This window comes from Polymorphospora sp. A560 (assembly GCF_045781765.1).
Lineage (GTDB): Bacteria > Actinomycetota > Actinomycetes > Mycobacteriales > Micromonosporaceae > Polymorphospora > Polymorphospora lycopeni.
Genome location: NZ_CP122282.1, coordinates 2,153,118 through 2,170,868, shown reverse-complemented (window position 1 = coordinate 2,170,868; position 17,751 = coordinate 2,153,118). Strand labels below are relative to the sequence as shown.

General features: G+C 73.6%; 16 protein-coding genes. 7 read left to right on the top strand and 9 right to left on the bottom strand.

Annotation, left to right across the window (positions count from 1 at the left end):
- Positions 1-130: 130 nt before the first annotated feature.
- Positions 131-1,045 carry a DUF6745 domain-containing protein gene (locus tag QCD66_RS09895; protein WP_407567084.1) on the top strand — a complete coding sequence of 305 codons (915 nt, stop codon included), beginning with the start codon at positions 131-133 and terminating at the stop codon, positions 1,043-1,045.
- 11 nt (positions 1,046-1,056) lie between these two features.
- Here the strand turns inward: QCD66_RS09895 and QCD66_RS09890 are convergent, their stop codons facing one another.
- The 6 genes from QCD66_RS09890 to QCD66_RS09865 all read right to left on the bottom strand — a co-directional run bounded on the left by QCD66_RS09890 (position 1,057) and on the right by QCD66_RS09865 (position 7,299).
- Positions 1,057-1,962, bottom strand: coding sequence for a virginiamycin B lyase (locus QCD66_RS09890; RefSeq protein WP_375736429.1), 906 nt, complete (start codon positions 1,960-1,962; stop codon positions 1,057-1,059).
- A 125-nt stretch (positions 1,963-2,087) separates the two neighbouring features.
- Positions 2,088-2,975: an STM4011 family radical SAM protein gene (locus QCD66_RS09885; RefSeq protein ID WP_375736428.1), complete on the bottom strand. Its 888-nt coding sequence runs from the start codon at positions 2,973-2,975 to the stop codon at positions 2,088-2,090.
- A complete protein-coding gene (locus QCD66_RS09880; RefSeq protein ID WP_375736427.1) occupies positions 2,972-4,372 on the bottom strand; it encodes an STM4012 family radical SAM protein in 1,401 nt (466 codons plus the stop codon). The genes QCD66_RS09885 and QCD66_RS09880 overlap by 4 nt, the downstream gene beginning before the upstream one ends.
- Positions 4,365-5,210 (bottom strand): STM4013/SEN3800 family hydrolase, encoded by an 846-nt coding sequence (locus QCD66_RS09875; protein ID WP_375736426.1) that lies wholly within the window; start codon positions 5,208-5,210, stop codon positions 4,365-4,367. The genes QCD66_RS09880 and QCD66_RS09875 overlap by 8 nt, the downstream gene beginning before the upstream one ends.
- Positions 5,207-6,379 (bottom strand): STM4014 family protein, encoded by a 1,173-nt coding sequence (locus QCD66_RS09870; protein ID WP_375736425.1) that lies wholly within the window; start codon positions 6,377-6,379, stop codon positions 5,207-5,209. Before QCD66_RS09870 ends, QCD66_RS09875 begins: the two co-directional genes overlap by 4 nt.
- Positions 6,376-7,299 (bottom strand): STM4015 family protein, encoded by a 924-nt coding sequence (locus tag QCD66_RS09865; RefSeq protein WP_375736424.1) that lies wholly within the window; start codon positions 7,297-7,299, stop codon positions 6,376-6,378. Before QCD66_RS09865 ends, QCD66_RS09870 begins: the two co-directional genes overlap by 4 nt.
- A 174-nt stretch (positions 7,300-7,473) precedes the next feature.
- Here QCD66_RS09865 and QCD66_RS09860 point away from each other — a divergent pair, with 174 nt between their 5' ends.
- The gene (locus tag QCD66_RS09860) at positions 7,474-8,238 is read left to right on the top strand and encodes an SDR family oxidoreductase (RefSeq protein ID WP_375736423.1); all 765 of its coding nucleotides are present in this window, start codon (positions 7,474-7,476) and stop codon (positions 8,236-8,238) included.
- 31 nt (positions 8,239-8,269) lie between these two features.
- Here QCD66_RS09860 and uvrB read toward each other — a convergent pair whose 3' ends face one another.
- Positions 8,270-10,402: an excinuclease ABC subunit UvrB gene (gene uvrB, locus QCD66_RS09855; protein ID WP_375736422.1), complete on the bottom strand. Its 2,133-nt coding sequence runs from the start codon at positions 10,400-10,402 to the stop codon at positions 8,270-8,272.
- 339 nt (positions 10,403-10,741) lie between these two features.
- Here uvrB and QCD66_RS09850 point away from each other — a divergent pair, with 339 nt between their 5' ends.
- Complete coding sequence (locus QCD66_RS09850) at positions 10,742-12,475, top strand: hypothetical protein (RefSeq protein ID WP_407567083.1); 1,734 nt, start codon at positions 10,742-10,744, stop codon at positions 12,473-12,475.
- Positions 12,476-12,530: 55 nt separating this feature from the next.
- On the opposite strand, the gene coaE is transcribed toward QCD66_RS09850, so the two are convergent.
- Together coaE and rpsA are read right to left on the bottom strand one after the other, a co-directional pair.
- On the bottom strand, positions 12,531-13,715 hold the full coding sequence (coaE, locus tag QCD66_RS09845) for a dephospho-CoA kinase (protein ID WP_375735930.1): 1,185 nt from the start codon (positions 13,713-13,715) through the stop codon (positions 12,531-12,533).
- A 261-nt stretch (positions 13,716-13,976) separates the two neighbouring features.
- Positions 13,977-15,464 carry a 30S ribosomal protein S1 gene (gene rpsA / locus QCD66_RS09840; protein WP_364215457.1) on the bottom strand — a complete coding sequence of 496 codons (1,488 nt, stop codon included), beginning with the start codon at positions 15,462-15,464 and terminating at the stop codon, positions 13,977-13,979.
- 379 nt (positions 15,465-15,843) lie between these two features.
- On the opposite strand from rpsA, the gene QCD66_RS09835 reads away from it, so the two are divergent.
- The 4 genes from QCD66_RS09835 (at position 15,844) to QCD66_RS09820 (ending at position 17,713) form a co-directional block, all read left to right on the top strand.
- Positions 15,844-16,665: a class I SAM-dependent methyltransferase gene (locus QCD66_RS09835; RefSeq protein ID WP_375735931.1), complete on the top strand. Its 822-nt coding sequence runs from the start codon at positions 15,844-15,846 to the stop codon at positions 16,663-16,665.
- A gap of 133 nt (positions 16,666-16,798) precedes the next feature.
- A complete protein-coding gene (locus QCD66_RS09830; protein WP_364215463.1) occupies positions 16,799-17,044 on the top strand; it encodes a hypothetical protein in 246 nt (81 codons plus the stop codon).
- A gap of 83 nt (positions 17,045-17,127) precedes the next feature.
- Entirely contained in the window at positions 17,128-17,352 is a 225-nt protein-coding gene (locus QCD66_RS09825; RefSeq protein ID WP_375735932.1) for a DUF2945 domain-containing protein, read from the top strand.
- A 28-nt stretch (positions 17,353-17,380) separates the two neighbouring features.
- Positions 17,381-17,713, top strand: coding sequence for a DUF3140 domain-containing protein (locus QCD66_RS09820; RefSeq protein ID WP_375735933.1), 333 nt, complete (start codon positions 17,381-17,383; stop codon positions 17,711-17,713).
- The last annotated feature ends 38 nt before the right edge of the window (positions 17,714-17,751 follow it).

Genomic DNA, 17,751 nt, shown 5'->3' with positions numbered 1-17,751 from the left:
TGCCGTCGCCGTTCGCCGGCGCGCTGGCCGCCGCACTGCTCACCGCCCCCGCCCCGAGGCCGGCCCGACCGGGTCGAGCGCGGGCACTCCGGACCCCGACGGCGACACCCCGGCCCCTGACCGCGACACCGTGCCGACCACCCGCACCGCCACCACGATCGACCAGGTGCTGGCGGCGCTGCGTGCCCAGGGCTGCGTGCCCGGCGAGGTCGCGCCGGGCAGGGCGATCCGCGGCACCCTGCGCACCGCCCCGTGGGCGGCGGCCCGGACGGCGGCGACCGAGCGGCTCGGTCCGGCCGGCTGGGCCGCGCACTGGGCGGCCGGCGGGCAGCGCACCTGGAATCTGCTCGTCGACCGGGTCGTCACACCGTTGCGCACCCGGCTCGCCGAGGACCTGGTCGCCGATGTCCGCGACCCGTTGACCGAACGGGCGCGGTCCGCGCTCTTCGACGCCGTCTACGGGCTGCACGAGGCGGCCTGGCTGTCCGCCTTCGACGGCGACCCCCGCCTGCGCGGGCTGGCCAACGTCGCCACCTCGGCCGGCTGGTGGTGGCCCTACGAGCAGGTCGCGGTGCTGACCGAGCGGCCGGTGGTCACCGAGCGCGACAACGTCGGCCGGCTGCACCGCGGCGACGGGCCGGCCCTGGCCTATCCGGACGGCTACGGCCTGCACGTGTGGCGCGGCATGGCGATCCCGCCAGAGGTCGCGCAGGAGCTGCCCCGGCTGACCGTGCAGCGGATCAGGGCGGAGCAGAACGCCGAGGTCCGCCGGGTGATGCTGGAGCACTTCGGCTACGACCGCTACCTGCGGGAGAGCAACGCCCACGCGATGCACCGCGACGAGTGCGGCGTGCTGTGGCGGATCAACCTCAGCGACGACGAGCCGCTGGTCATGGTCGAGGTGGTCAACTCGACGGCCGAGCCCGACGGCACCCACCGAACCTACTGGCTGCGGGTCCCGCCGGACACCCGGACCGCGCGGGGCGGGGTCGCGTGGACGTTCGGCCTCACCGAGGAGGAATACGCGCCGCTGGCGCAGACCTGACCGACGGCCGGCTAGCCGCCCGCTCGCGGCGCGAGCCGGACGACCGTGCCGGTCTCCAGCGCGACCCAGACGGCGGCGTCGGGGCCGACGGCGATGCCGTGCGGCTCCGACGCCGGATCGGGCAGGTCGTGATGGTGGAAGTCGCCGTCGGCGCTGACGTGGCCGATCCGGTTGCCGGCCCATTCGGTGAACCAGCAGCCGCCCGCCGGGTCGGCGACGATCGCGTGCGGCTTCGCGTCGCGGTCCGGCAGCGCGAACTCGGCGACGGCACCGTCCGGGGTGATCCGGCCGATCTGGCCGGCCGCGATCTCGACGAACCATAGGTTGCCGTCGGTGCCACGGGTGATGCCGACCGGTCCGGCGTCGGCGGTCGGCAGCCGGTGCAGGGTCACCGCGCCGGCCGGGTCGATGCGGCCGATCGCGTTCGCCCGGTTGAGCGTGAACCACAGCGCGCCGTCCGGCCCGGCGGTGATCATCGACGGAAAGCCACCCGTGACGGGCAGGGGAAACTCGGTGATCCGGCCGTCGGTGGTGATCCGGCCGATCACGTCGGCGTTCATCCCGGTGAACCACAGCGCGCCGTCCGGGCCGGCCGCGATACCGAACGGCGCGGCCTCCGCCGACGGCACGGGAAACGACGCCGTGACGCCGTCGGTGGTGATCCGCCCGATGTGGTGGTCGCGGGACCGGGTGAACCACAGTGCCCCGTCGGGTCCCGTCGTGATGATCGCCGGGCCGCTCGACGGCGTATCGACCGGGTAGCTGGCCACGGTTCCGTCGGCCGCGAGCCGGCCGATCCGGCCGGCGTGGACGAGGGTGAACCACGGCGCCGCGTCCGGCCCGACCGTGATGCCGTACGGGCCGGCGGCGGGGTCGGACACCACGAACCGGCTGATCGGTGGGCGGTGGGTCGGCATGCGGTCTCCTTCTTCCGGTACGGCCCGTCGGGCGCCTGGTCCGCAGTGGCGCCCGCCGTCCGGCCCGCGACGGGTGCCGACAACACTCCCGCCGCCACCCCGGACCGGGCAACCGGTTTGCCCGGTCAGGAGGCGGCCAGCGCGCGGCGCGGCACCCCCCAGGTCACGCCACGGACCGGGATGCGTTCCAGCACCCCGCCGGCGAAGACGTCGTAGAGCGGCAGGGTCTTCAGGTGCACGTATCCGATGTGGCAGTCGCAGAGCCGGTTGGGGCAGGGGCGTGGCCGCAGCGCGGCGCGGTAGGAGCCGTCGTAGAGGTTGCCCAGCGGTTCGTCGACGAAGTGGCAGCGCCGCACCTGGCCGTCACCGCGTACGGAGATCACGGTCTCGCCGGCCCGGCAGGCCCGGCCGGCCGACTCGTGTGGCCGGACGCTGTAGCCGAAGAGCGGGTCGATCGCGGTCCAGTCGGCTTCCTCGGCCGGCTCGTAGCGGTGGCCGTCGGCGGCGTTGACCCACAGGTAGACGTCGTCGGGCAGGGCCGCCCGCAGTGCCCGCGCCTCGGCCAGGTGCTCGGGCTGGCCGACGATGCCGACGGAGAAGCGCACGCCGAGGTCACGCAGGGTCGCGCACCTGCCGAGGAAGGCGTCCCGGCGCACCTGGCCCGGATGGTAGGTGGCCCACAGGGCCAGGGTGTCCCGGTCGGCGTCGGCGACCCAGTCGAGCCGGCAGGCCAGGTTGGTCTGGATCGCGACCCGGTCGACGTGCGGAAGGTGGGACAGCCGGGTCAGCGTCTGGCGGTACCAGGAGCGGGTCAGGCCCTCGCCCCAGGGGGTGAACAACACCGAGATCCGGTCGCCGTCCGGGTTGCGGTCGACCCAGTCGGCGAACCGGGCCAGCGCCTCCCGGTCGGCCCGCAGCTCGGCGCGGCTGTCCCGGCGCTTGGCGAAAGGGCAGTAGGGGCAGTCGTAGTTGCAACTGGCCAGCGGCCCCCGGTAGAGGATCGACAGGTTCATCGCGGCACGTGCTCCGCCATCGCGGCGCGGACCGGGCCGGAGACGAGCCACGGGCCGATCGCGTCGGAGCGTTCCACGCCGGCGTCGGTGAGCGCGAGCCGGCCGGCGTCGCGCCGTAGCCAGCCCCGCCCGGCGAGGATATCGAGTTGCGGGAAGTCGTCGCCCGGGTCGGCGGCGAACCGGTCCCGGTAGGCGGCCGGGTCGAGGCCCTCGGCCCGCAGCAGCGACTTGACCAGCCACCGGCGCCGTTTCTCGGTTCCGTCGAGCCGGAACCCGACCTCGGCGTGGTCGAAGTCGGCGGCCGGGCGGCGCAGGTAGTCGTCGATGATCGCACGGACCTGCCCGATGCCGACCGCGTAGTCGAACGAGTAGTGCAGGTCGGCGGTGTAGGAACGGGCGCCGCAGCCGAGGCCGACCATGCCGTCGTCCTGGCACGAGTAGTCCGGCGCGTCGTCGTCGGGCAGGTCGGCGCGGCGGAAGTGCCGCATCGACAGTTGTCGGTAGCCGGCGGCGCGCAGGTGGTCACGCCCCTGCCGGTACAGCGCCAGCCGCTGGGCGTCCCAGGGGTCCTCTCCCGCCGCCCCGGGCCCGCCGAAGCCCGGATCCGGGCCACCGACGGCCGGATCCGGGCCGCCGGGTGCCGGACCGCCCGCCGCGGACAGCGGCAGGACCCGGCGACCGAGGCCGGTCAGCGGCCGTACGTAGAGCGGGTAGAGGAAGACCTCCTCGGGCCGCCAGGCGAGTGCGGCATCCAGCGAGTGGGCCCACGTCCGGGCCGTCTGCCCGCCGATGCCGTAGATGAGGTCGAGGTTGAGCACCGGGATGTCGTGGGCCCGGATCGTGGCCAGGGCGCGTTCGACCTCGGCCCGCTTCTGGGGACGGCCGGCGGCGTGCGCCTCGGCGTCGAGGAAGCTCTGCACGCCGATGCTGACCCGGGTGGTGCCGCGCTCGGCCAGCACCGCGATCCGGTCGTCGGTGGCGGTGGCCGGCGACGTCTCGACGGCCGTGGGTACGGCGCCGAGCGGGGCGCCGAAGTCGGCGACGATGTCGAACATCTCGGTCAGCTCGCCGGCGGTGAGGTAGGTGGGGGTGCCGCCGCCGACCGCGAGCCGGGCGATCCCGGGCCGCCCGCCGAGCGCCTCGCGGACCCGGGCCGCCTGGCGGCGCAACTGGTCGAGGTAGGCGCGGACCTGCTCGGCGGGTGGGTTGGCGCGGGTGAACAGGTTGCAGAAGCCGCACCGCATCTCGCAGAACGGCAGGTGCAGGTAGAGCATGAGGGCGTCGGTCGGCTCGGCCGACCACACGTCGCGCAGCGCCGGGCGGGGCCGCAGCGGCCGGTAGGCCGTCTTGTGCGGGTACGCGTAGAGATACCCCTGGTACGGCGATCCGTCAATCATGGAACGACCCGCCCGTCGCTGCCGTTCCGGAAAGCTCCCACTGCCCCGGCTCGATGACGAACTCGGCGTACGGCACCGTCCACACCACCTCGTGGGCGACCCGGTGTCCGGTGTGGCCGTCCTCGCCGTACGCCGTCCCGTGGTCGGCGCAGATCAGCACCAGGCACGGCCGGCCGCGTGCGGTCGCCAGGGCGAAGAGCCGGCCGATGTGCCGGTCGACGTATTCCAGCGCGGCGGCGTGGCTGTCCCGGCTGTCGGCGGCGGCGCCGGGCAGGTAGTGGCGGTTGGGCTGGTGCATCGCGGCGACGTTGACGAACAGGAACAGCGGCCGGTCGGCGGGGACCGTCGGCACGACCGTGGCGATCCGGTCGAGCTGTGCCTCGAAGCAGCCGGGCGCGGTCACCCCGAACTCCGACTCCCAGTGCGATTCGGCGAACAGGCCGGGCAGCACCCGGCCGAGCGGCGAGCGGTGGTTGAAGAAGCCGACCCCGCCGACGCAGACCGTGTGGTAGCCGGCCGCGGCCAGCCCGCTCACCACCTCGGGGGCGTCGAAGACCCAGGTGTCGCCGCCGGTGGTCTCACTGCCCGGGAACGCGGCGGCGAACAGCCGCGGGTGTGGCCCCGGGGCGGTCGGGGTGGGCAGGAATCCGGCGAAGAACGCCTGGTGGGCGGCGTACGTGAAGCTGGCCGGGCTGTGCCGCCGCTGCCACCGCCCGCCGGGCAGGGCCCGGGCCAGGGCCGGGGTACGGCCGGCCGCCACCAGTTCGGCGGCGACGTCGTAGCGCAGCGTGTCGAGGGTGACGAAGAGCAGGTCGTGGCTGCCGACGAGGTCCTTCACGCCGCCACCCCGGAGCCGACCCGGCCGGCCGGAACCGCACCCGACCCGCCGGCCGTGACACCCCGGACGGCGAACCGGCCGGTGCGCAGGGCGGCGAACCGGCCGGTGCGCAGGGCGTGCAACTGCGCCGCCCAGGTGTCGCGGCCGGCGTCGTCGCGCAGGCCGGGCAGCAGGTCGCCGAAGGCGTTGACCTCGGCGACCGCGTGCCGCCGCCAGCCGACGCCGGGCAGCAGGTCGACCGCGACGTGCAGGCTTCCCGGGAAGCAACCGGCGGCGCGGACGCAGGTGTCGAGCGCCGACCGGTAGGCGGCCGGCCCCATCGCGGCCCGCAGCGCCGCCAGGTCGCCGCGGGCGTTTCCGAGGTGCAGGTTGGTCAGCGGGCCACGGCTCGACCGCACCACGGTGTGGGTCGGCTCGCCCGCCACCACGAGCACCCGCAGGTCGACGGCCCGGTCGCCGAGGCCGGCCTTGGGAAACCACCGTTCGACGTGCAGGCTGTCCGGCGCCAGCCGGTCGACGATCGCGGCGACGTCCCGTTCGGCCTGGTAGGTGCGGACCCGCAGCGAGTTGAACAGGCGTCCGCCGGTGGTCAGTTCGACCGAGGTCGTCGCCCTGATCCGGCCGCCGGCCAGTTCCAGCGCCAGCACCCCGGATGCCGACGAGCCGTGTGCCGGTTTGACGAACACCCGCGACCAGCCGGCCGCGCGCAGCGCCGCCCGTAGTTCGTCGTAGTCACGTGGCGGCGCCGGCAGGGCGGCCGGCACCGGCACCCCGGCGGCGGCCAGCCGGGCGTGGCAGGCCCGCTTGTCGAACATGGTGTGGATCTCGTCCGGTGCGTTCAGCAGGGTCGCCCCGGCCGCCCGCGCGGCCGTGGCGAGGCGGTCGAGGGCGTCGCCCAGCCCCCGGTGCCAGTCGGCCAGGCCGGTGATCTCGCCGTGCTCGGCCGGCCGGGCGGCACCGCGCAGCAGCCGGTCGACCTCGGCGTCCTCACCGGGCGAGTCGACCCGGACGACGGCTCCGGCCGGCAGCCGCACCGGGCCGGTGGCGAGACGCCGCCAGGGCAGCACCTCCAGCCGGCCGGGCCAGCCGCCGGTTGCCGCGGCCCGGAACCCGGTGACCCGGCGGTTGTCCGGGTTGCCGACCAGGACCAGCACGGGCGGCGCGGTCATTCCGAGACGGCCACGTAACGGTCGCCGGGACGGTCCTTCTGCTGGTCGGACAGGTCGACCTCGACGCCGGGCAGTTCCGCGGTCAGCCGCGCGCCGACCTCGTCGCTGATGTAGTGGCGGTGCAGGTCGAGGCGCTTGAGGTGGGTCAGCGGCTGCCCGCTGAGCAGGGCGGCGACGCCTTCGTCGCCGAGCATGCCGAGCGACATGTCGAGGACCTCGAGCCGGGCGACGACCGGGGCACCGGCCACCGCGGCGGCGACCTGGTCGGCGATCTCGGCGTTGCGTAGCCCGAGATGACGCAGCGCCGGCAGCCGGCCGCCGGCCAGGATCGGGGCGAAGTCGTCGATGGTGGCGTCGCCGCCGTAGTTGTCGGTGCCGAGCCACAGCTCGAGGTGGGTCAGGCCGGGCAGGTCACACTCGGCGACCTGCCGGACGATCCGGCCGGGCAGGCCACCGGACTCGATCGCGAACTCGCGGAGCGCGGTGTGCCGCACCGGGGTGAGCTCCATGCCCTCGGTGCCGCGCACCCGCAGGATCTCCAGCTCGGGGAAGGCGGTGAACAGCGGGGTGACGTCAGCCTGCTGGATCCAGGAGATCTCCGACTCCTCCATGGTCAGCTCGGCGAGGAACAGCGCCCGCAGCCCGGTGAACCGGGGCGCGAACTCGACCAGCATCTCGACGGGGGCGCTCTCCTCGTACGCCTCGCCCCACTGGCCGATGATCAGGGCCCGCACCTGCGCCGGGTCGACGACGGCCAGGAACTTCTCGAACAGTTCCCGGAACTCGTCGGTGCTGGTCTCGTAGTCGCCCTCGACCCGCCAGGCGGTCGCGGCGGGGTCGGCCGTCGGGGCGGCCGACTCGGGGTCGAAAACGGTGACGGGAAGGCCGGCGAACTCGGTGATGTGCTGGTAGATGGCCACTACGAGGCTCCGGATGCGATCGGTTTGTGGGGGCGGGCCGAACCATAACAATCCTGTGCGACAACCGGGCCCGTCGACCCGCTGGAGGGCCACCCCATCCACGTACGGTGACGAACCGGGCACGGGGCCCGAATTCGCTGGTGGCCGGCGCTCCGGGTGGGGTTTGCTCGGACCATGACACAGCCGGTAGCGCTCGTGACCGGGGTCAGCCGCCGGATCGGGATCGGCGCGGCCGTCGCCCGCCGGCTGGTCGCCGACGGCTGGCGGGTGGCCCTGACCGGCCTGCCCGGGTACGACGCGGAGCAGCCGTACGGCGGCGACCCGGACGGCGTGCCGGCGCTGCTCGCCGAACTCGGCGACCGGGCGGAACACGTCGAGGCCGACCTGTCCGACCCGGCGGCCCCGGCCGCCCACGTCGCGCACGCGCGGGAGCGGCACGGCCGGCTGGACGCGCTGCTGGCCGTGCACGCCTACTCGACGCGTACGCCGCTCGGCGAACTGGACGCGGCGGAGATCGACCGGCACCTGGTGGTCAACGTACGCGCGACGATGCTGCTGGTGGAGGCGTTCGCCGCCGGCTTCCCCGACGGTGCCGGGGGTGGCCGGGTGGTGCTGTTCTCCAGCGGGCAGCGGCTCGGCCCGATGCCGGACGAGCTGGCGTACGCGGCGAGCAAGGCCGGCGTCGAGGTGCTGACCCGGCAGTTCGCGCGGCTGCTGGCCCCCCGAGGGGTGACCGTCAACTGCGTCAACCCGGGACCGACCGACACCGGGTATGCGGGGCCGGCCGCCCACGAGGCGGTGGCCCGGCTCTTTCCCGGTGGCCGGTGGGGCACCCCGGACGACGTGGCCCGGTTGGTCGGCTGGCTGTGCTCGCCGGACGCCCGCTGGATCACCGGACAGGTGATCGACTCCGAGGGCGGCTTCGACCGCTACGTCTGACCTGCCGACCGCCCGCACCGGCCGGTGCCGGCTACCTGACGCCGGCCACGTCCATCCCGCGCAGCTCCTTCTTCAGCTCGGCCACCTCGTCGCGGATCCGGGCCGCCAGCTCGAACTGCAGCTCCCGGGCGGCGGCCAGCATCTGGTCGTTGAGGTCCTGGATGAGCTGGGCCAGGTCGGCGCGGGCCATGCCCTCGCGCGACGGTCCGGCGGTCGCCCGGCCCCGCGAGCGGGTCTCCGGCACCGGCGCCTTGCCCCGCGACATCTGCCGGCCGCCGCCACCGATGATCGCCCCGCCCGGACCGTGCCCGGCGAGCGCGCCCTCGGTGTCGTCGGCCTCGCGGTAGATGTCGTCGAGGATGTCGTGGATCTTCTTGCGCAGCGGTGCCGGCGAGATGCCGTGCGCCTCGTTGTGGGCGATCTGCTTGGCCCGCCGGCGGCTGGTCTCGTCGATCGCCGCGGCCATCGACGGCGTCATCTTGTCGGCGTACATGTGCACCTGCCCGGAGACGTTACGGGCGGCGCGGCCGATGGTCTGGATCAGGGACCGCCCGCTGCGCAGGAAGCCCTCCTTGTCGGCGTCGAGGATGGCGACGAGGGACACCTCGGGCAGGTCGAGCCCCTCCCGCAGCAGGTTGATGCCGACCAGCACGTCGTAGTCGCCCTTGCGCAGCTCGCGCAGCAGCTCGACCCGGCGCAGGGTGTCGACCTCGGAGTGCAGGTAGCGGACCCGGATGCCGTGCTCCAGCAGGTAGTCGGTGAGGTCCTCGGCCATCTTCTTGGTCAGGGTGGTGACCAGGACCCGCTCGTCGCGCTCGGTGCGCAGCCGGATCTCGTGCATCAGGTCGTCGATCTGCCCCTTGGTCGGCTTGACGACGACCTCGGGGTCGACCAGGCCGGTCGGGCGGATCACCTGCTCGACCACCTCGCCCTGCACCTGTTCCAGCTCCCACGGGCCGGGGGTGGCGGACAGGAACACCATCTGCCCCACCCGCTCCAGGAACTCGTCGAACCGCAGCGGCCGGTTGTCCTGCGCGCTGGGCAGCCGGAACCCGTGCTCGATCAGCACCCGCTTGCGGGACGCGTCGCCCTCGAACATGCCGCCGATCTGCGGGATGCTGACGTGCGACTCGTCGACGACGGTCAGGAAGTCGTCGGGGAAGTAGTCGAGCAGGCAGTGCGGCGGGCTGCCGGGCAGCCGGCCGTCGATGTGCATCGAGTAGTTCTCGATCCCGGAGCAGGAGCCGACCTGGCGCATCATCTCGACGTCGTACGTCGTGCGCATCCGCAGCCGCTGTGCCTCCAGCAGCTTGCCCTGGCGCTCCAGCTCGTCGAGGCGCTCGGCCAGCTCCGCCTCGATGCCGTTGATCGCGCGTTCCATCCGCTCCGCCCCGGCGGTGTAGTGCGTCGCCGGGAAGATCAGCAGGTGGTCGACCTCGCGAACCACCTCGCCGGTCAGCGGGTGGAGGTAGTAGAGCTTCTCCACCTCGTCGCCGAAGAACTCGATCCGGACCGCCAGCTCCTCGTAGGCCGGGATGATCTCCAGGGTGTCGCCGCGGACCCGGAACGTGCCCCTGGTGAACGCCAGGTCGTTGCGGGTGTACTGCACGTCGACCAGCCGGCGCAGCAGCTTGTCGCGCTCGATCTCCTGCCCGACGTGCACCCGGACCGCCCGGTCGAGGTATTCCTGCGGGGTGCCCAGGCCGTAGATCGCCGAGACGGTCGCCACCACCACCACGTCGCGACGGGTCAGCAGCGACATGGTCGCCGAGTGCCGCAGCCGCTCGACCTCCTCGTTGATCGAGGAGTCCTTCTCGATGTAGGTGTCGGTCTGCGCGATGTACGCCTCGGGCTGGTAGTAGTCGTAGTAGGAGACGAAGTATTCGACGGCGTTTCGCGGGAGCAGCTCGCGGAACTCCTTGGCGAGCTGGGCGCACAGGGTCTTGTTGGGTGCCAGCACCAGGGTCGGCCGCTGCAACCGCTCGATCAGCCAGGCGGTGGTCGCGCTCTTGCCGGTGCCGGTCGCGCCGAGCAGCACGGCACTGCGGTCGCCCCGCCGCACCCGGCGCTCAAGATCATCGATTGCCGTCGGCTGGTCGCCGGACGGGATGAAGTCGCTGATCACCTCGAAGCGACCGTCGAGCCGTGGAATGTCGAGCGCCATGCCATCAAACGTACGCCCAGGGTCTGACAGCCCGCGGACCGGCAACGGTCAGTACACGATCAGCTTCGATATTCCCATTGTGTGGTAAAGGTCACCGGACTACCGTGCTAGGGGTAGGCCGCTCGCGGCGGTCGTCCGGGTCGACGATCGGGCCTCCACACCGGCCGATCGGACCCGGCGCGTGGTTGCAGCCCCGGCACATCGCCGGCGAGCGCACCGGACGCGGTCGCGCGCAAGCGCAGACCGGCCGCCGCGAGCAGCCCCTACGCCCGCCCGGGCATCCCCATTCCGTTCGCGGGCACACGTCACCTTCGCCCCGCCACCGGCGTTCAACCACGCGTGAGGTTCTCCCCCACCGGCGACCGCCGCCGGATCGTCGCCCTGGTCGCCCTCGGCTGCATCGCCATCGGATCCGCGGCCGGCCTGGCCACCGGCCTCGTTTCGTGCGCGCCGACGGCCCAGCCGCAGGCCCGGCCGCTGTCGACGGCCGAGGCACAACGGCTGGCCACGATGCGGATGACCAACTTCCAGCAGGCCCGGGTCGGCGTCCGCGCCACCATCGGCGACCCCGGGGCCGAGGTGCGCCTCATCGGCCGGGTCGACTGGAGCCGCGCGCTGGCGTACCTGTCGGTGTCCGGGCCGGGCGCGGGCGAACGGCGCGGCCTGCTCCAGGCGATGCCCGGCGTCCTCGCCACCCGGTCGGCGGACACCGCACCGGACGGCACCGCACCACCCGCCGGAACCGGCGCGGTCGGCACCGTCGGCCCCACCGGCACGGCCGGGAGCTCGGTCGCGGCCGCGCCGCCCGACGTACCGCCCACCGACGGCTGGCGGGTCGAGCGGTTCACCGCCAGCGGACCGGAGGCCGGACCGGTCGAGTCGTTCCTGGCCCTGCTCTTCGCCATCGCCCACGACCGGGCCGACGCCGCCGACCTGATCGAGCACAGCGAGGCCCGCTGGCTGGGCCGGGACCGGGCCGGCGGAGCCACGGTCGACGTGCTGCTCGGCCCGGCGGTGCCACCCCAGCCGAGGGCGACCCCGACCGCGACGGCCTCCCCCGCTACCACCCGGCCCCCGACGCCACCGGCCGCCGGCCCGTCCGCCGCCGGCCCATCGCCCACCGGCGCCACCGCACCCGCCGGCAGCCGGACGGCCGACGGATCGGCGTCGGCCGGGGCGGACGCGTCCCGTACCGCCGGGGCGGCGACCACCGACCCGGCCGCCGGGCCGGCGTCGGCGCGACCGGCGGAGACGTCGCTGGCGGCGATGGGCGGCGCGGTGCGCTACTGGCTCGACGGCGACGCGCGACTGCACCGGTTCGAGGCCCTGCTCGCCGGCAATCAGCCGGTCAACGCGCATCTCGACCGGGCCGACAGCGCCGGGATCACCGCGATCGACGCGCTCGGCGGCCGGCCGGTCGAGCCCCGGGCCGTCACCGCCGAGGAGGCCGACCTGCTGTCCCGGATGCGGCAGCGCAACCGGGCGCTCGGCGGCGGCAAGGTGACCTTCACCCTGCCGACCATGCCGATCGCGAACCTGCGCGGCACCGGACTGGTCGACTGGCGCAACACCGTCGCGTACGTCGCCGTCGGCGACCTCGACAAACCCGGCGAGACCGCACTGATCCGCGCCGACCGGACCGGACCGGCGATCCGGGTCGCGCCGCAGCGGGTGACCGCCGACCGGCAGCCGCCGGTGCCGCCACCGACCGACCGGAGCTGGACCCACGTCGACTGGCGCCAGCGCGGCGACGCGCAGGGTGCGCTCGACGTCGACTTGCTGATCACGGAACTGCTGGCGCTCGGCACCGGGGCCCGCGACGACGTGGCCGCGCTGCGCCGGTCGGCGATCCGGCTGCGCGACGACCGGGTGGACGGCACCGCCGTCACCGTCTTCGAGGTCGGCCGCCCGGGACAGCCGGGCGCGCGGCCGGGGCAGGGCCGGCTGCGGTACTGGGTGGACTCCTCCGGCGCGCTGCGCCGGCTGGAGCTGCGGACCCGCACGGGCGCGTTCGCCCAGCTCGACGTCGATCCCGGCCGGGTCGCCTACGTACGCCCGGTGCCGCGCGCCTGACCGGCCCGACCGGCCGGCACCATCGCGCCGGCCGGTTCGGTCCCGGCCGGCACCGTTACGGCTGCCAGCCGGTCCGGTCGGCCCACCGCCGGGCGCGGTCGTAGGCGACGTCGAACCACGGCTCCTTCGCCTCGGCATACTCGTCGACGGTCGCGGAGCGCTCGGCGAGCCCCTGCTTCAGCGCCAGGTACTCGGCGCGTGTCGCCTCGTCGGCGCGCAGGAGGTCGCGCAGCAGCAGGGCGCACCGCCAGCCCGGCGAGCCGGTCACCCGTACGTGCAGGTTGACCGGCCGGCCGGGGTCGGCGTTGAGGTGCAGCCGCTTGGTCCATCGCGCCGGGTCGAGATCCGGTGGTTTGGGCGAGTCATACCAGTCACCGGGCGGTCGGGGGAAGCCGCCGTCGGCGAGCCGGTCGGCGAGCGAGTCGGCCTCGGCCAGCGACGACACCGACAGTTGCAGGTCGACGACGTCCTTCGCGGCCAGCCCAGGCACCGCCGTCGAACCGACGTGGTCGATCCGGCGGTCGGGGTCGCCGACGAGGTGACGGATCCGGTCGGCGAGCCGCCGGGCCTGGTCCGGCCAGGACGGGTCGGGCCCGGCCAGCGTCACGTCCGCCGGACGCGGCGCCCGCCGCCGGTGCCGGACGTTCGCCTCGTACGGCACCAGCCGCCGCCACAGCCGGTCCACCACGACGTGCAGGTCGGCGAGGTCCCCGTCGTTGCGGAGCACGACGTCGGCGGCCGCCCGCCGCCGCGCGTCGTCGGCCTGGGCCGCGATCCGGTCCAGCGCCTGCCGCTCGGTCATCCCCCGGTCGCGGACCAGCCGCCCGATCCGGATGTCGCGGTCGGTCTCCACGACCACCACCAGGTGGTACGTCGGCGCGAGGCCCCCCTCGACCAGCAGCGGTACGTCGTTGACCAGCACCGCGTCGGGTGCCGCCGCGGCGGCCAGTTCCCGGCTCCGGGCCCGTACGCGGGGATGGGTGATCTCCTCCAGCCGGCGGCGGGCGGCGGTGTCGCCGAAGACGAGGGCGCCCAGCGCCGGCCGGTCGAGGCTGCCGTCGGGCTGCAGGACCCCGGCGCCGAACGCCTCGACGATCTCCCGCAGCCCGTCGGTGCCGGGTGCGACGACCTCGCGGGCGATGACGTCGGAGTCGACGACGACGGCGCCGTGTTCCGCCAGCCGCCGCGCCACCGAGCTCTTGCCGGACCCGATCCCACCGGTAAGCCCCACATTCAACACGGTCTCAAGTGAACCGGATGCGCTTCTCCCCCTGTCGCGAGGGTCCGCGCCCTCCCCTCGCCAGAGTCCGCCCTCACCCCCAAGATCCGCGTGATCAGGGAGTATGCGGCCCGACGCGCCGACGACACGCGCGACTCGATCCCTGATCACGCGGATCTTGGGGCGGGTCGGGCGGGACGGCACAGCTGGGGCGGGTGGGGAAAGGCAGCGGCCCGGCGGCCAACCCCGGAGGGCTGGCGGCCGGGCCGCTGTCGGTACGGGTTACTTGCCGCCGGCGAGCTTCTCGCGCAGGGCGGCGAGCGCCTCGTCGGTGGCGAGGGTGCCGGCCGGCTCCTCCGCCTGACGGGCCGGAGCCGGGGTGGACGACGAGGTCGCCCCACCGCCGGCCGGAGCCGGGTTGGCGGCAGCCTCGGCGTCGGCGGCCCGGGAGGTCTGCACCTGCTTGGTGTGGGCCTCCCAGCGCTGACGCGCCTCGGCGTACTGCGTCTCCCAGGTCTCGCGCTGCTTGTCGAAGCCCTCGAGCCACTCCCCGGTCTCCGGGTCGAAGCCCTCGGGGTAGATGTAGTTGCCCTCGCTGTCGTACGTCGCGGCCATGCCGTAGAGGGTGGGGTCGAAGTGCTCCTCGCCCTCGACGAAGCCCTCGTTGGCCTGCTTCAGCGACAGCGAGATCCGGCGCCGCTCCAGGTCGATGTCGATGACCTTGACCATGACGTCGGAGCCCACCTGGACAACCTGCTCCGGGATCTCCACGTGGCGCTCGGCCAGCTCGGAGATGTGGACCAGGCCCTCGATGCCGTCGTCGACGCGGACGAACGCACCGAACGGAACGAGCTTGGTGACCTTACCCGGCACGATCTGCTGGATCGCGTGGGTGCGGGCGAACTGGCGCCACGGGTCTTCCTGGGTGGCCTTCAGCGACAGCGAGACCCGCTCGCGGTCGAGGTCGACGTCGAGGACCTCGACCTCCACCTCCTGGCCGACCTCGACGACCTCGGACGGGTGGTCGATGTGCTTCCAGGACAGCTCGGAGACGTGCACCAGGCCGTCCACGCCGCCCAGGTCGACGAACGCGCCGAAGTTGACGATCGAGGACACGACGCCCTTGCGGACCTGGCCCTTCTGCAGCTTGTTGAGGAACTCGGTGCGAACCTCGGACTGCGTCTGCTCCAGCCACGCACGACGGGACAGGACCACGTTGTTGCGGTTCTTGTCCAGCTCGATGATCTTCGCCTCGAGCTCGCGACCCACGTACGGCTGAAGGTCACGGACCCGCCGCATCTCGACCAGGGAGGCGGGCAGGAAGCCCCGCAGCCCGATGTCGAGGATGAGACCGCCCTTGACCACCTCGATGACGGAGCCCCGAACGACGCCGTCCTCGTCCTTGATCTTCTCGATGGTGCCCCAGGCACGCTCGTACTGCGCCCGCTTCTTCGAGAGGATCAGGCGACCCTCCTTGTCCTCCTTCTGGAGGACCAGGGCCTCGATCTGGTCACCGACCGACACCACCTCAGCGGGGTCCACGTCGTGCTTGATCGACAACTCGCGCGAGGGGATGACGCCCTCGGTCTTGTAGCCGATGTCGAGCAGGACCTCGTCCCGATCGACCTTGACGACGGTGCCTTCGACAATGTCACCGTCGTTGAAGTACTTGATGGTCTCGTCGATCGCGGCGAGGAAGGCTTCCTCGGAACCGAGGTCGTCGACGGTGACCTTGGTGGCGCTCGAGGTGGCCTCGATGCTGCTCGTCATGTGGGCGGTTGCTCCGGTCGGATGTGGGTGTCACAGCAAGGCTGGTGTCGCGGTGACCTGTTTGCGCCAGCGGATCCGTCGACGCCACATTCGTCATGTCCGTCGACCGCGGACCTGCTCCCTGCCGAGGCACACGATCCGCGAGCGCATCGACTAGCCTACCGTGTGCATTACCACAGCATGCAAGCCCTCCCGGCACGAGTCGGGTCCCTCTTTTTCGCACCGGATTGCCACCCGGCCGATTACCCGGCCGATCTAGACGGACGTCCGACCGCATCCTGGGACGCGAACACACAATCATCTCACCTTCCGGCAAAGGCGGGAAACACCCCGCCCGGCGCGCGCCGTCCCCGCCGCCGCGCCCCCTAGGGTCTGCGATGTGACGGACGAGGGATCCAGGGTCACCCGGCGAACGGTGACCGACGCGGAGAGCCGGCGGGCCAGCCGGGGCTGGTGGGACCAGGACGCCGACGACTACCAGGCCGAGCACGGCCCGTTTCTCGGCGACGTCGACTTCGTGTGGTGCCCGGAGGGGCTGCGCGAGTCCGACGCCCGCCTGCTCGGCGACGTACGCGGCCGGCGTGTCCTCGAACTCGGCTGCGGCGCCGCCGCCGTGGCCCGCTGGCTGGTCGGCCAGGGCGCCGAGGTGGTCGCCACCGACCTGTCCGCCGGCATGCTGCGGCACGCCGCCGCCGGCGCCGACAGATCCGGGGTACGCGTGCCGCTGGTCCAGTCCGACGCGATGGCGCTGCCGTTCCGCGACGGCTCGTTCGACGTCGTCTGCACCGCCTTCGGCGCCGTCCCGTTCGTCACCGACTCCGGGGCGGTCATGCGCGAGGTCCACCGGGTGCTGCGTCCCGGCGGCCGGTGGGCCTTCTCCGTCACCCACCCGATGCGGTGGATCTTCCTCGACGATCCGGGGGAGGGCGGGCTGCGGGCGGTGCACTCGTACTTCGACCGCCGCCCGTACGTCGAACAGGACGAATCCGGCATCCCGACGTACGTCGAACAGCACCGCACCCTCGGCGACCGGATCCGTGAGCTGGTCGCGGCGGGTTTCGTCGTACGCGACGTGGTGGAACCGGAGTGGCCGGCCGGGCACGAGGGCGTGTGGGGGCAGTGGAGCCCGCTGCGCGGCCGGCTCTTCCCCGGCACCGCCATCTTCGTCAGCGACAAGCCGGCGGCCACCGGCACGGCCTGACACCGGCCACCGTGCCCACGGCCTGACACCGGCCACCGTGTCCCGGCCGCCCTTCGGGGCGGCCCGTCCGGGCGGACCGTTCACCGCGGCCCGGGCCGGGTATGCGCAGGGGGCAGGCAGCACGGACACGGAGGTGAGACCGTTGGCCCGCAACCAGCAGATGAGCACCGCCGAACTCGCCGAACAGGCCCGGCACGCCGGAGTCACCGACGCCGACCGGATGGACCGGGACGAGTTGATGCACGCCATGCAGGCCCGGCCCGGTCGGTACGGCGGCGGACCGCCGCAGAAGGCCCGGTCGAGCGGCGCTCAGCACGACCCGGCGCCCCGGGGCAGCCGGCCGCGGGACTGGAAGAACGTGCCGGGCAACCAGAGCTGATCCTCGGACGGCGCGCGGCGGAGGACGGCCCGGTGGCCGGCTCCGCCGCGTTTCCACGAGCCCGCCCCGGGTACCCGGCCGGTATGGCGGAACGACGGGGAAAGCCCCAGGTCGGCGACCGGGTGACGTGGCGCAGCCACGGTGTGACGGTGCCCGGCACCGTGGAGGAGGAGATCGACGAGCGGACCGAGACGGCCGGCCGTACCGTCGACGCCTCGCCGGAGCATCCCCAGTTCCGGGTACGCAGCGACAAGTCCGGCCGCGACGCCGTACACCGGCCGGAGGCACTCGGCCGGGAGAAGCGCTAGCCGGGGCGCCGGGCGGGAGGGCCGGGGGATGCCGCACACCGACGAGGAAACCGACCGCGACTTCCGGAAAGCGGTCAACATGACGCCACGCGAACTGGAGGACTGGCTCGGCACCGACGCGTCGAAGGAGGCCGGGCAGCACAAGGGCGGCGCGGCCGAGACGACCGGGCACGAATCGGGCCGGCGGATCGTCGCCCTGCTGCGTACGAAGAAGCCCGACCTGACCGGCGCCGACCGCAGCCACATGCGCAAGGTGGTCGGCTACGTGCACCGCCACCTCGCGCAGCGCCCGGACGGCGACGTCACCGACACCCGTTGGCGACACTCGCTGATGAACTGGGGGCACGACCCGCTGCGGTGAGCCCGTACGCCGGCCGCGCGTCGCGCGGCCGGCCCGGA